This window comes from Streptomyces sp. SAI-135 (genome assembly GCF_029893805.1).
Lineage (GTDB): Bacteria > Actinomycetota > Actinomycetes > Streptomycetales > Streptomycetaceae > Streptomyces.
The window spans coordinates 6,368,607-6,382,899 of the sequence record NZ_JARXYP010000002.1; the positions used below are offsets into that span (position 1 = coordinate 6,368,607).

9 protein-coding genes and 1 pseudogene are annotated in these 14,293 nt (G+C 71.5%); 8 read left to right on the top strand and 2 right to left on the bottom strand.

Going from position 1 to position 14,293, the window contains the following annotated elements; genetic code table 11:
• The first annotated feature begins 57 nt into the window (after positions 1-57).
• The 3 genes from M2163_RS33485 to M2163_RS33495 all read left to right on the top strand — a co-directional run bounded on the left by M2163_RS33485 (position 58) and on the right by M2163_RS33495 (position 3,702).
• Positions 58-246 carry a hypothetical protein gene (locus M2163_RS33485; RefSeq protein ID WP_280849155.1) on the top strand — a complete coding sequence of 63 codons (189 nt, stop codon included), beginning with the start codon at positions 58-60 and terminating at the stop codon, positions 244-246.
• A gap of 140 nt (positions 247-386) precedes the next feature.
• Entirely contained in the window at positions 387-3,446 is a 3,060-nt protein-coding gene (locus M2163_RS33490; protein WP_348541394.1) for an AAA family ATPase, read from the top strand.
• Positions 3,447-3,480: 34 nt separating this feature from the next.
• Positions 3,481-3,702, top strand: a complete 222-nt coding sequence (locus M2163_RS33495; protein WP_280849153.1) for a DUF6191 domain-containing protein — start codon at positions 3,481-3,483, stop codon at positions 3,700-3,702.
• Here the strand turns inward: M2163_RS33495 and M2163_RS33500 are convergent.
• Positions 3,699-4,868: a PQQ-dependent sugar dehydrogenase gene (locus M2163_RS33500; protein ID WP_280895820.1), complete on the bottom strand. Its 1,170-nt coding sequence runs from the start codon at positions 4,866-4,868 to the stop codon at positions 3,699-3,701. The two genes, M2163_RS33495 and M2163_RS33500, sit on opposite strands and share 4 nt — an antisense overlap.
• 169 nt (positions 4,869-5,037) lie before the next feature.
• Positions 5,038-6,037: pseudogene (locus M2163_RS33505) on the bottom strand (aldo/keto reductase).
• A gap of 75 nt (positions 6,038-6,112) precedes the next feature.
• On the opposite strand from M2163_RS33505, the gene M2163_RS33510 reads away from it, so the two are divergent.
• From M2163_RS33510 to ilvC, 5 genes are all read left to right on the top strand, one after another.
• Positions 6,113-7,063, top strand: a complete 951-nt coding sequence (locus M2163_RS33510) for a 2-hydroxyacid dehydrogenase (protein WP_280895821.1) — start codon at positions 6,113-6,115, stop codon at positions 7,061-7,063.
• A gap of 437 nt (positions 7,064-7,500) precedes the next feature.
• Positions 7,501-10,497 carry an EAL domain-containing protein gene (locus M2163_RS33515; protein ID WP_280849151.1) on the top strand — a complete coding sequence of 999 codons (2,997 nt, stop codon included), beginning with the start codon at positions 7,501-7,503 and terminating at the stop codon, positions 10,495-10,497.
• 207 nt (positions 10,498-10,704) lie between these two features.
• Positions 10,705-12,549: an acetolactate synthase large subunit gene (locus tag M2163_RS33520; RefSeq protein WP_280895822.1), complete on the top strand. Its 1,845-nt coding sequence runs from the start codon at positions 10,705-10,707 to the stop codon at positions 12,547-12,549.
• A gap of 21 nt (positions 12,550-12,570) precedes the next feature.
• Complete coding sequence (gene ilvN, locus M2163_RS33525; protein ID WP_037712203.1) at positions 12,571-13,098, top strand: acetolactate synthase small subunit; 528 nt, start codon at positions 12,571-12,573, stop codon at positions 13,096-13,098.
• 110 nt (positions 13,099-13,208) lie between these two features.
• Positions 13,209-14,207 carry a ketol-acid reductoisomerase gene (gene ilvC, locus M2163_RS33530; protein WP_125191973.1) on the top strand — a complete coding sequence of 333 codons (999 nt, stop codon included), beginning with the start codon at positions 13,209-13,211 and terminating at the stop codon, positions 14,205-14,207.
• Positions 14,208-14,293: the final 86 nt, after the last annotated feature.

Below are 14,293 nucleotides of genomic sequence, written 5' to 3' on the forward strand. Positions count from 1 at the left end.
ACAGTGGAGGCATCGCAGAAAGCGAAGCCGGAAACCGACTCCGACAAGGACGACGCCATGTATGCCGAGTACGAGCTCTCCCAGTACCGTTCCGCCGAACTCCTCCGCCAGGCCGAGCACGAGCGGCTCGTCCGCGAGACCCTGCGCGGCCGCCGCGCCGCCCGCCGCGAAGCCGCCGAACGCACCGCGGAGAGCGATGCGCATACCGGCCGCCCCCGGCGGCACCGGTTCCTCCGCACGGCGTGAGCGCCGGGGGAAGGGAGGACGGCCGCACGGCTCTGTCCGTCCCCGCGGTCACCACCGCGGCCGTCCTCCCTGCGATCGGGACCGGTCGGGACACCGGGCCCGCCCCGAAAACGGGTGACGTGGTGTCGGACCCGCGTGCCATGCTCGGGCCCGTGGAGACCAGGTCCGTCAGTCCCGTGTTCGTCGGCCGCACCGAAGAGTTGAACAGCCTGAACGAAGCGCTCTCCCGCGCCGCCGCGGGAGAGCCGCAGGCGTTGCTGCTCGGCGGCGAGGCCGGTGTGGGAAAGACCCGGCTCGTCGAGGAGTTCGCCACCGCCGCCTGCCGGCAGGGCGCTGTCGTCGCCCTCGGGGGCTGCGTCGAGATCGGCGCCGACGGACTGCCCTTCGCCCCCTTCTCCACCGCCCTGCGCGCCCTGCGCCGCGCCCTGCCCGACGAACTGGCCGCCGCGGCCGCGGGCCAGGAGGAGGAACTGGCCAGGCTGCTGCCCGAGGTCGGCGAGGCGATCCCGGTCCGGAGCGGCGGCCGCCACGACGAGGAGAGCATGGCCCGCCTCTTCGAACTCACCGCCCGCCTCCTGGAACGGGTCGCCGCCGAACGCACCGTCGTCGTCGCCCTGGAGGACCTGCACTGGGCCGACGCCTCCACCCGGCACCTCCTCGCCTACCTCTTCCGCACCCTGCGCACCGGCCGTCTGGTCGTCCTCGCCACCTACCGCGCCGACGACATCCACCGCCGCCACCCGCTGCGCCCCCTGCTCGCCGAACTCGACCGGCTGCGCACGGTCCGCCGCATCGAACTCGGCCGCTTCAACCGGGACGAGGTGAGCCGCCAAATAGCCGGGATCCTCGCCACCGAACCGAACCCCGCCCAGGTCGACGAGATCTTCGAACGCTCCGACGGCAACGCCTTCTTCGTCGAGGAACTCGCCGTCTGCGCCACCGAGGGCTGCGGCACCGGACTCACCGACTCGCTCCGGGACCTGCTCCTGGTGCGCGTCGAGGGGCTGCCCGAGAGCACCCAGCGGGTCGCCAGGGTCGCCGCCGAGGGCGGCTCCACCGTGGAGTACCGGCTCCTCGCCGCCGTCACCCGGCTCGCCGAGGACGACCTCATCGAGGCGCTGCGCGTCGCCGTCAACGCCAACATCCTCATCCCGGCACCCGACGGCGACGGCTACCGCTTCCGGCACTCCCTGGTGCGCGAGGCCGTCGCCGACGACCTGCTGCCCGGCGAACGCTCCCGCCTCAACCGCCGCTACGCCGAAGCCCTGGAGGCCGACCCCACGCTCGTCCCCGCCGACGAGCGGGTCATGCGCCTGGCCAGCTACTGGTACCACGCCCACGACGCCGCCAAGGCGCTGCCCGCCGTCCTGGACGCCTCCGTCACCGCCCGCCGCCGGCACGCCTACTCCGAGCAACTCCGGCTCCTGGAACGCGCGATGGAGCTGTGGGACTCCGCCCCCGAGGACGTCCGGGCCGCCCTGCGCCCCGTCGACTACACCGAGGTCTACCCGCCCTGCGGCTGCGACCCCGCCACCACCCCGCTGCGCTACCTCGACCTGATGGCCGAGGCCGCGGTCGCCGGCCGGCTGGGCGGCGAACGCGAACGCGCCCTGAAGATCACCAAGCGGGCGCTGAACATCCTGGAGGACGACGGCGACCCGCTGCGCGCCGCCTGGTTCTGGGTCCAGCGCTCCCATCTCGTCCAGGGGCTGGCCCGCGGCGACGGCTGGGCCGAACTGGCCGCCGCCGAGGACCTGGTCCGCGGACTGCCGCCGTCCGAGGTGCACGCCGAGGTGCTGTCCACCGTCGCCAACTGGTCCCATGTGCACGTCCCCGGCCCGGAGGCCTTCTCGGCCGCCGAACGCGCGGTGGAGTACGCCCGCATGGTCGGCGCCCGCGAGATCGAGATGAACGCACGGCTCACCCTCGCCGGCCTGGTCGTGGAGTCCGGCAGCGTCCGGACCGGCCTGGACGAGATGTTCGACGTCCTGCGCAGGACCCTCGACGACGGCATCCCCAGCGTCGCCAGCCGTGCCTACGTCAACCTGCCCTCCTCCCTCGAAAGCATCGGCCGCTCCCGGGAAGCCGTGAACATCCTGGAAGAAGGGCTGATCCACGCGCGGCGCCACGGCCTCTCCGACAAGGAGGCCTGGATCTGGGGCAACCTCGCCGAGTCCCTCTACTCGCTGGGCCAGTGGGACCGGGCCGCGGAGGCCGCCTCCCAGGCGGAGCGGGTCGGCCAGAGCGCCAAGCCCCGCGGCTTCCACGCCGTGAACCGCGCCGCACTCTCGCTCGCCCGCGGCAACCTCACCGAGGCCGCACGGCAACTGGCCTCCGCGCGCGGGTACTTCGGCTCCCACGACCAGGCCCCCCAGCATGAACTCCCCCTCGCCGACATCACCATCGGAGTCGCCGCCGGCGAGGGCCGCCTCCTGGACGCCCGCGCCGAACTCGAACGGGTCCTGGACTCCGGCTTCCCGCCCGGCACCCAGCGCTACGCCTGGCCGCTGCTGCTCACCGCCGCCGCCATGGAGGCCGACAGCCTCGGCCTGCCCGTCGCCGAACAGGGCCGCACGAAGATCCTCGACCGCATCCGGGAGGCCGCCAGGCCGCTGGCTACCCACGCGCCCGTCTGGCTGGCCCACGACCGCTGGCTCCGCGCCGAACTGCTGCGCGCCGAGAACGCCGACACCCCCGACCACTGGCACGAGGCCCTCAGTGTCGTCGAACCCCTGGAGCGCCCCTACGACCTGGCCCGCGTCCGCCACCGGCTCGCCCAGTCCCTCCTGTCCGCCCCCGGCGGCGCCGAGCAGTCCGAACGTGACCGGGCCACCGAACTGCTCCGCCTCGCCCACGCCGCCGCCGACCACCTCGGCGCCAGGCCCCTCGCCGACGCGGTCCTGCTGCTCGCCCGGCGTGCCCGCCTCACCCTGACCGCGGCCCCGGTGCCCGACCGGGCCGACCCGGCCCGCTCCCTCGGCCTCACCGGGCGCGAACGCGACGTCCTGGGGCTGGTAGCCCTCGGCCGCACCAACCGCCAGATCGCCGAGGAACTGTTCATCTCCCCGAAGACGGCCAGCGTCCACGTGTCCAACATCCTCGCCAAGCTCGGCGTCTCCGGGCGGGGCGAAGCCGCGGCGGTGGCACACCGGCTGGGGCTGTTCCCGGCGGAGGATCTCCACGCGTCCGTCACGGAGTGAGGCGTACGGTGGAGGAGACCGGCAGGGAGGCCGCATGTTCAACATGTTCGAGGAACTGTTCGCGCCCGGCCGCAAGCACACCCATGACGAACAGAACCGGCTGGAGCTGACCCGCGAGGACGTCGGCGACGGCGACCCCGGACGCGGACCGATAGATCTCACGTCCGGCAAGGTCGTCGTCCGCCGGGCCGGGCCGGACGGGGGCGAGGCACCCGACGTCATCTCGGACCCGGACCCGGAAGCGCGTCCGGGCTAGCTGACCTGTATCTCCAGGATCCTGTCGTCCCCGGCCTTCGGGCTGCCACGCCCGTCGGTGTTGCTGGTGACGAGCCACAGCTTGTCCCCGCCGGCGGAGACCACCGTGCGCAGCCTGCCGTACTCACCCTTCAGGAACGCCTGCGGGTCCGCCGAGGCCGCCGTGCCCTTCAACGGGATGCGCCACAGCCGCTGGCCCTTCAGGCCGGCCATCCACAGGGAGCCCTCGGCGAAGGCGGCACCGCTGGGGGAGGCGTCGTCGGTGTGCCACTGGGCTGTCGGGTTGTGGAACTCCTTGTCGTCGGACCTGCCCTCGGCCGTGGGCCAGCCGTAGTTGTCGCCCGGCTTGATCGCGTTCAGCTCGTCCCAGGTGTCCTGGCCGAACTCCGAGGCGAACAGCCGCTGGTGCGAGTCCCAGGCGAGGCCCTGCACATTGCGATGGCCGTAGGAGTACACGGGGGAGTCCGGGAACGGGTTGCCCGGCGCCGGTTCGCCCTCCGGGGTCAGGCGCAGGATCTTGCCGCCCAGGGACTTGCGGTCCTGGGACAGTCCGGTGTTGCCGCTCTCGCCCGTGACCGCGTACAGCATGCCGTCCGGGCCGAACGCGATCCGGCCGCCGTTGTGGATGAAGCCCTTCGGGATGCCCTTGAAGACGGTGTCGGGGGCGCCCAGCTGCTCGCCGGAGTCCTTCCGCTCGTCGTAGACCATCCTGACCACGCGGTTGTCCGAGTCGGAGGTGAAGTAGGCGTAGACCATGTGGTCCGAGGCGTAGTCCGGCGACAGGGCGATGCCCAGGAGGCCGCCCTCGCCGGCCGCGGACACCCCGGACACCCGGCCCAGCTCCGTCTTCCTGCCCGACTGCCCGTCGACACGGGTGATCGTGCCCTCGTCCCGTGAGGAGACGAGCAGGTCCCCGTCCGGGAGCGGGGCGAGGCCCCACGGGGTCTTGAGGCCCTCGGCGACCGTGCGCACCACCTTCACCGAGCCCTTCGCCGGCGGGGTCGCCTCCGCGGCCTGCCGGGTGGGGGAGGACCCCGAGGCCGTGCCGCTCGACGAGGGGCTGCCGCCGGCTCCGTCCCCTCCTCCGCCGTCGGAGGAGCAGCCGGCCGTCAGCAGCAGCGTGGTCGCGGCCAGCACGGCCGTCACAGCTCGACGATGCACGATCATGGTCCCTTCGAAGCGGCGGGTTCTACCTGTCATACACCGCTCACGCCTCCCAGGTTCCCGATCTCCCGGACCCGATACGCCCACCCCTCCCGCCGGCCCGGTGATCCGTCCACCGGTCCCGGTCGCAGTCCCGGTCCCGGCCCCGGTTCCGGCCCGGCCGGTGGATGCGCTAGTCCCACGACCCCTGTGCCGGCGGCAGTTCCCGTATCTCCGTGAGGTCCTGGGCGGTCAGGCGGAGGGAGGTCGCCGTCGCGTTCTCCGTGACCCAGCGCTCGTGCTTGGTGCCCGGGACCGGGACCACGTGGGAGCCCTGTGCCAGCACCCACGCCAGTGCCACCTGGGCCGGGGTCACCCCCTGCCCGTGCCGGGCCGCGATGCGGCGCAGGCCGGAGACGACGGGCTGGTTCGCGGCCATCATCTCGGCCGTGAAGCGGGGATGGCGGGCGCGGACGTCGTCCGGTTCGAAGCCCTGGCCCGGGGTCAGGGTGCCGGTCAGGAAGCCGTTGCCGAGCGGCATCGCCGCCAGGAAGCCGATGCCGCGCTCGGCACACCACGGCACCAGCGTCTCCAGGGCCTCCGGCGACCACACCGACAGCTCCGCCTCCACCGCGCTCACCGGGAAGACCTGCTGGACGCGCCGCAGTTGACGGATCGTCGCGTCGTACAGCCGGCTGCCGGAGCGGCGCCCGCCCCGCGCCCCCATCGCGCACAGCCCCAACGACCGTACTTTTCCCGCCTGTACCAGCTCCGCCATCGCGCCCCAGGTCTCCTCGACCGGGACCTCCGGGTCCTCGCGGTGCAGCTGGTAGAGGTCGATCACATCGGTCTGGAGCCCGCCGCAGCGACGCGTCGCAGGCTCTTCTCACATAGCCGGGGCGGCCGTTGGCCACGATGTGCTGCTCGCCGACCAGCAACCCCACCTTGGTGGACACGAACGCGTCCTGGCGGCGCTCCTTCAACACCCGTCCCAGCAAGAGCTCGTTGGTGAACGGGCCGTACATGTCGGCCGTGTCCAGCAGCGTCGAGCCCAGGTCCAGCGCCCGGTGCACGGCCCTGACCGACTCGTCGCCCCGCTGCCGCGACCCGCTGTAGGCCCAGCTCATCGGCATGCACCCGAGTCCGACGGCTCCCACCGCGAGCGCCGCCGCGCCGATCGTCCTGCGCTCCACCTGCTCGTGACCCTCCCTGTTCCGGCCCCCAACCTAACCTCTGGGCCCCCGGGCGCCTGACATAGCCTCCTGAGCATGAGTGCTGACGTGTGGCTTCCCATCCCGCCCGACGACATCGAGGGGCTCCCCGAGGGCCCCGAGTACCGCTTCTGGGACGGCCAGGAGGACTTCCCGGCGGACCCGGCCGACTGCGCGTACTACGTCGTCCCCTACATGAAGCCCCTGGACGTGGTCCTGCGGCCGATGCCCCACCTGAGTTCGGTCGAGGTCGTGCAGACGCTGTCGGCGGGCGTCGACAACGTGACACCGGGCCTGAAGCACCTGCGTCCCGGGGTGCGGTTGTGCAACGCGCGCGGTGTGCACGAGGCGAGCACCGCCGAGCTCACGCTCACCCTGGTCCTCGCCTCGCTGCGCGGGATCCCCGCGTTCGTGCGCGCCCAGGACAAGGGGGAGTGGCGCGGCGGGTTCCACCCCGCGCTCGCCGACAAGAGCGTCCTCATCGTCGGCTACGGCTCGATCGGCTCCGCCATCGAAGACCGGCTCGTACCCTTCGAACTCGCGCGGGTGGCGCGCGTCGCGCGCTCCGCGCGCACCACGGAGCGCGGCCCCGTGCACCCGCTCGCCGAACTGCCCGCCCTGCTCCCCGAGGCGGACGTCGTCATCCTGTCCACGCCCCTCGACGAGACCACCCGTCACCTGGCCGACGCCGAGTTCCTTGCCCGTATGAAGGACGGCGCGCTCCTGGTCAACGTCGCCCGCGGCCCCGTCGTCGACACCAAGGCGCTGCTCGCCGAGCTGGAGACCGGCCGCATCACGGCCGCCCTCGACGTCACCGACCCCGAGCCGCTCCCCCCGGGGCACCCCCTGTGGCAGGCGCCGGGCGTACTCGTCAGCCCCCACGTCGGAGGACCCACGTCCGCGTTCCTGCCGCGCGCCAAGCGCCTGCTGGTGGATCAGTTGAACCGTTATGTGAACCAGGAGCCCTTGCGCAACGTGATCCTTACGACGGGATCGAACGGCGCGTGACACGTACGCAGCGCGCTGGCGGGCGCGGGCGCGCAACAGGCGTGTAATCCGTTTCCGGTACCCTCCGCAACCTTTCGGACGCGGTCCGTGCCCGCATCGCCGCTGGTCGTCACGGAGCGTAGAGGAACTATGTCCCTGAGTGACGAGACTGGTGTATCGTCCCGACAGGGGCTGCGCCGCGCACCGTTCGGCGCCGGGGATGGACATTGCAGACTGTGAGGGGGGCGACGGGCGATGCACGGCCTATGGACCAACGATCCGACGCGGCGGGGCCGCCGGCTCCGACCCTGGCACACGGCCGCGCGCAGACGCGGCCACCACGCCGGTCACGGCGGTCACCACAGCCATCACCGCAGGCACAACAGCCGCAGGAGGCATGCGCACCCGGCGCACCCGGACCCCCGGGACCCCGGAGCGGCGCGGACCGGGAGGACCCGGTGAGCTCGCCCCCGTCTCCCGCCACCACCCTCGACGGAGCGCTGCGGGTCCGGCCGACGAGGGGGGCGCTGCCCTCCCGGCCGCCGGCCTCCCGCGGCGGGTCGAGTCTGGTCCACCAACTCCTCCTCGCCCTGGTGTGCGCGTGCTACGCCATCGGTTCCGCGCTCGGCTGGGGCTCGCACGAAGTGGCCCTGGTCATGGGCGATTTCGGGCTGAGCGCCGCGGCGGCCACCGCCGCCGTGTCGTGCTTCGTCTACGCCCGTGACCGCAGGGTCCGCTTTCGACCCGCCTGGCTGCTCTTCGCGCTGTCCTCGACGATGGCCTCGCTCGGCAACCTGATCTGGGGGTGGTACGAGGTCGTCCTGGGCCGGGACGTGCCCAACCCCAGCTACGCCGACCTGTTCTTCCTCTGCTTCGCGCCGCCCGCCATCGTGGGTCTGCTGGTCCTCGCCAAGCGGCCGGTGACGAAGGCGGGCTGGGTCTGCCTCGGCCTCGACGCCTGGCTGATCGGCGGCTCGCTGCTCACGCTCTCGTGGAGCCTCGCCCTGGCCCAGGCGGCGAAGTCCGAAGGGCCGAGCGTCGCGCACACCGCGCTGTCCCTGGCGTACCCGCTGCTGGACATCGCCCTCGTCAGCATGGTCCTGGCCCTGCACTTCCGGCGCTCGGCGGTCAACCGCACCGCGGTGAACACCGCGATCGGCGCGCTCGCCCTGACCGTGATGTGCGACGCCCTGTTCACCTCGCCGCTGCTGCACAACAGCTACCGCTCCGGCCAGTTGCTGGACGCCGGCTGGTTCGCCGGGTCCCTGCTCCTCGCCTACGCCCCCTGGGCCGCGCCCCGGCGCCCCGAGAGCGACCGGCAGCGGCCGGCCGGGCACACACGCGTGGTGCGCGAGCACCTGCCCAGACAGCGCTTCGGGATCCAGCACCACCCGTCCGCGCAGGGGGCCCAGGGCGGCGACCACGGCCGGTATCCGGTCACCCGGCCCATCACCGGGTCGCTGGCCGCCCTGACGCCGTACCTCGCCGCCGCGGTCTGCACCCTGGGGATCCTCTACAACGTCCTCAACGGCCGCAGCGTGGACCGGGTGGTGCTGCTCACCGGCGGCACCGTCGTGCTCGCCCTCGTGGTGCGCCAGGGCATCATGCTGCTCGACAACATCACCCTCACCCAGGAACTCGCCCAGAAGGAGAACCACTTCCGCTCCCTGGTTCAGGGCTCCAGCGACGTCATCATGATCGCCGCGCCCAACGGCATCCTGCGCTACGTCTCCCCGGCCGCAGCAGGTGTCTACGGCCGCCCCGCCGAGGAACTCGTGGGCACGGAACTGGCCGGTCTGATCCACCCGGAGGACCTGGGCTGCGTGGTGCACGAGGTGCGGCGCTTCCTCGCCGCCAACCCCCTCGAAGAACCCACCACCCGCATCGAGTGCCGCTTCCGGTCCGGCGACGGCGGCTGGCTCAACGTCGAGTCCACCGTCAACCGCCACCAGGGCGGCCTCATCTTCAACAGCCGGGACGTGACGGAGAGAGTGCGCCTGCAGGCGCAGCTCCAGCACAACGCCGAGCACGACCCGCTGACCGACCTGCCCAACCGCGCCCTGTTCACGCGGCGCGTCCAGCAGGCCCTGTCCGGCCGCCGTTCCTCCGACCGCGGCACGGCCGTCCTCTTCATCGACCTGGACGGCTTCAAGGCGGTCAACGACACCATCGGCCACCAGGCCGGGGACGAGCTGCTCGTCCAGGCCGCCCGCAGACTGCAGGACGCGGTCCGGTACGGCGACACCGCCTCCCGGCTCGGCGGGGACGAGTTCGCCGCGCTGATCGTCGGCGACGGCACCCGCGACCGCACCGCGCGCGAGGGCAACATCCTGGAGCTCGCCGACCGCCTCAGGGTCACGCTCTCGCAGCCCTACCTCATCGACGGCAACGATGTCCGCGTCGCCGCCTCCATCGGGGTCGCCTTCGCCGAGCCCGGCCTGGGAGCGGGCGAGATCCTGCGCAACGCGGACCTCGCGATGTACCGCGCCAAGGCGGGCGGCAAGGGCCGCGTCGAGCTGTACGTGCCCCAGATGCAGCAGGACGTCGTACGCAAGGCGGAGCTGGCCACGCGCCTGCGTGCCGCGCTGCACGACGGCGAGTTCGCCCTGCTGCACCAGCCCGTCGTCTGCCTGGAGGACGGCCGGATCGCGTCGGTCTGCGCCCAGGCGCGCTGGCGGTCCTCGCAGGGCGTGCTGTTCACGCCCGCCGAGTTCCTGCGGGTGGCCGAGGACAGCGACAGGACGCAGGAGCTGGGCCGCTGGATCCTGGAGGAGGCCCTGGAGCAGGCGGCCGAACGGGCCGCGAGCGGGCTCACCGTGCCCGTGGCGGTCCGGATGAGCGCCCAGCGGCTGCTGGACCGCTCGTTGCCCCTGGGGTCCGTCGAGGCCCTGCTGACCCGGCACGGACTGCCGTCCGGCTCCCTGGTCATCGAGCTCTCCGACGCCGACCCCCGGGTCTCGCTGGACGAGCTGGAGCGCCGGCTGACCGCGATCCGGCGTGTCGGCGTCCGGATCGCCCTGGACGGCTTCGGCAGCGGTTACGCGGCGATCACCGCACTGCGCAGACTCCCCGTCGATGTGCTCAAGCTCGACCGCAGTCTGGTCGAGGGGGTCGTGGAGTCCGCCCGCCTGCACAAGATCACCAGCGGGCTGCTCAGGATCGCCGGGGACCTCGGGCTGCAGTCCGTGGCCGACGGAGTGGACCTGCCCGAACAGGTCGTGGCGCTGCGGGCGATGGGCTGCACCCACGGTCAGGGCATGGCGTTCTCGGGTCCGCTGGACGAGTACCGGCTGCGCAGAGCACTGGCCGCGGGGCACTACCCGGTGCCGCACGGCCCGGCGGAGCCCGCCTTCGCCGGAGGCGGGGCCGGGGTGTACACCGGAAGCATGACGGCCGTACTCGGTGGTGGGACGACCCTCCGCTCACATAATGAGACTCCCGTCCCACCCACTTGACAGTGAGTGCGTGCCGGGGGGAGGGTCAGTCTCATGCGCACCCGAATTCTCGTACTTGGAAAGCGCGTCGGCTGACGCTGAGCCACAGACCGCTCAGCGATCCCCACCCGGCGCGCTCCCCTCGCTTGCCTTACGGCACGAGGGGTTTTTTGTTGCCCAGCCTCCCCACCTCAGCTTCACACCCTCAGCATCGAGAAGAGAATGACGATGACCGAGCAGGCCACCGGGGCCCATCCGCAGCCGCGGCCCCGATCCGGAGGACAGCAGTCCGCCCCCGAGCACGTCACGGGCGCGCAGTCCCTCATCCGCTCTCTCGAGGAGGTCGGCGCCGAGACGGTATTCGGCATTCCCGGCGGTGCCATCCTTCCGGCGTACGACCCGCTGATGGACTCCACCCGGGTGCGCCACGTCCTGGTCCGCCACGAGCAGGGCGCCGGCCACGCGGCCACCGGTTACGCGCAGGCCACCGGCAAGGTCGGGGTCTGCATGGCGACCTCGGGCCCCGGGGCCACCAACCTGGTCACCCCGATCGCGGACGCCCACATGGACTCGGTGCCGCTCGTGGCGATCACCGGCCAGGTGGCCTCCAAGGCGATCGGCACGGACGCCTTCCAGGAGGCGGACATCGTCGGCATCACCATGCCGATCACCAAGCACAACTTCCTCGTCACCAAGGCCGAGGACATCCCGCGGGTCATCGCGCAGGCCTTCCACATCGCCTCCACCGGCCGTCCGGGACCGGTCCTGGTCGACATCGCCAAGGACGCGCTCCAGGCGAAGACGACCTTCTCCTGGCCGCCCGTCATGGACCTGCCCGGCTACCGCCCGGTGACCAAGCCGCACGCCAAGCAGATCCGCGAGGGCGCCAAGCTGATCACCCAGGCCAAGCGGCCCGTCCTCTACGTCGGCGGCGGTGTCATCAAGGCCGGCGCCACCGCCGAGCTGAAGGTCCTCGCGGAACTCACCGGAGCTCCCGTCACCACCACCCTGATGGGGCTCGGCGCATTCCCCGACAGCCACCCGCTGCACGTGGGAATGCCGGGCATGCACGGTTCGGTCACCGCCGTCACCGCGCTGCAGAAGGCCGACCTGATCGTCGCCCTCGGTACCCGTTTCGACGACCGTGTCACCGGCAAGCTGGACAGCTTCGCCCCGCACGCCAAGATCGTCCACGCCGACATCGACCCGGCCGAGATCGGCAAGAACCGCGCCGCCGACGTGCCGATCGTCGGGGACGCCCGCGAGGTCATCGCGGACCTGATCCAGGCCGTCCAGAAGGAGCACAGCGAGGGCCACCAGGGCGACTACACCGCCTGGTGGAAGGACCTGTCCCGCTGGCGCGAGACCTACCCGCTCGGCTACGACCTGCCCGCCGACGGCTCGTTGTCCCCGCAGCAGGTCATCGAGCGGATCGGGCAGCTCGCCCCGGAGGGCACGATCTTCGCGGCGGGCGTCGGCCAGCACCAGATGTGGTCCGCGCACTTCATCCAGTACGAGAAGCCGGCCACCTGGCTGAACTCCGGCGGCGCCGGAACCATGGGCTACGCGGTCCCGGCCGCGATGGGCGCCAAGGCCGGCGTGCCGGGCAACACGGTCTGGGCGATCGACGGCGACGGCTGCTTCCAGATGACCAACCAGGAACTGACCACCTGCGCCCTGAACAACATCCCGATCAAGGTCGCCATCATCAACAACGGCGCTCTCGGGATGGTCCGCCAGTGGCAGACCCTCTTCTACAACCAGCGCTACTCCAACACCGTGCTGCACAGCGGCCCGGAGGACATCAACCCGGACGCGAAGGGCACGCGCGTGCCGGACTTCGTGAAGCTGTCCGAGGCGATGGGCTGCGTGGGCCTGCGCTGCGAGCGCCCGGAGGACCTGGACAAGGTCATCGAGGAGGCGAACTCCATCAACGACCGTCCCGTCGTCGTCGACTTCATCGTCCACGAGGACGCGATGGTGTGGCCGATGGTCGCCGCCGGCACCTCCAACGACGAGATCATGGCCGCCCGGGACGTCCGCCCCGACTTCGGCGACAACGAAGACGACTGAGAGCCGTAAAGGAAGCAGACCATGTCCAAGCACACGCTCTCCGTCCTGGTGGAGAACACCCCGGGCATCCTGGCCCGGATCGCCGCCCTGTTCTCGCGCCGCGGCTTCAACATCGACTCGCTCGCGGTCGGTGTCACCGAGCACCCCGAGATCTCCCGGATCACGATCGTGGTCAGCGTGGTCGACGAACTGCCGCTGGAGCAGGTGACCAAGCAGCTCAACAAGCTCGTCAACGTCCTGAAGATCGTCGAACTTGAGCCGGGTTCCGCGGTGCAGCGCGAACTCGTTCTGGTGAAGGTGCGCGCCGACAACGAGACGCGCTCCCAGATCGTCGAGATCGTCCAGCTGTTCCGCGCCAAGACCGTCGACGTCTCCCCGGAGGCCGTCACGATCGAGGCCACCGGCTCCAGCGACAAGCTGTCCGCGATGCTGAAGATGCTGGAGCCCTTCGGCATCAAGGAGCTGGTCCAGTCCGGCACCATCGCGATCGGCCGCGGCGCCCGTTCGATCACGGACCGCTCGCTGCGCGCCCTCGACCGCAGCGCCTGACACCGGCTACGGGCGGCTCCGGCCGCCCGTATGCCGAGACCCCGGAACTTCATCCCACCCCGCCGTCATACGGTGGGACGCAACACCTGCACTCAAGGAGAGAACCCAAAGTGGCCGAGCTGTTCTACGACGCCGACGCCGACCTGTCCATCATCCAGGGCCGCAAGGTCGCGGTCATCGGTTACGGCAGCCAGGGCCACGCCCACGCGCTGTCGCTCCGTGACTCGGGTGTCGACGTGCGTGTCGGTCTGCACGAGGGCTCCAAGTCCAAGGCCAAGGCCGAGGAGCAGGGCCTGCGCGTGGTGACGCCGTCGGAGGCCGCCGCCGAGGCCGACGTCATCATGATCCTGGTCCCGGACCCGATCCAGGCCCAGGTCTACGAGGAGTCCATCAAGGACAACCTGAACGACGGTGACGCGCTGTTCTTCGGCCACGGCCTGAACATCCGCTTCGACTTCATCAAGCCGCCGGCCAACGTCGACGTCTGCATGGTCGCCCCGAAGGGCCCGGGTCACCTCGTCCGTCGCCAGTACGAGGAGGGCCGCGGCGTTCCGTGTATCGCGGCCGTCGAGCAGGACGCGTCGGGCAACGCCTTCGCGCTCGCGCTGTCGTACGCCAAGGGCATCGGCGGCACCCGCGCCGGCGTCATCAAGACGACCTTCACCGAGGAGACCGAGACCGACCTGTTCGGTGAGCAGGCCGTTCTCTGCGGTGGTACGGCCGCGCTGGTCAAGGCCGGTTTCGAGACGCTGACCGAGGCCGGCTACCAGCCGGAGATCGCGTACTTCGAGTGCCTGCACGAGCTGAAGCTGATCGTCGACCTCATGTACGAGGGCGGCCTGGAGAAGATGCGCTGGTCGATCTCCGAGACCGCCGAGTGGGGCGACTACGTCACCGGCCCGCGGATCATCACGGACGCCACCAAGGCCGAGATGAAGAAGGTCCTCGCCGAGATCCAGGACGGCACCTTCGCCCGTGAGTGGATGGCCGAGTACCACGGCGGTCTGAAGAAGTACAACGAGTACAAGAAGCAGGACTCCGAGCACCTGCTGGAGACCACCGGCAAGCAGCTCCGCAAGCTGATGAGCTGGGTCGACGAGGAGGCGTAAGCCTCGTGTGACGGGGCCGGAGCGGACACGCCCCGGCCCCGTTGTCCAACCCGTCGCAGCACGGACGGGTGATCCTTCCGCGGAGG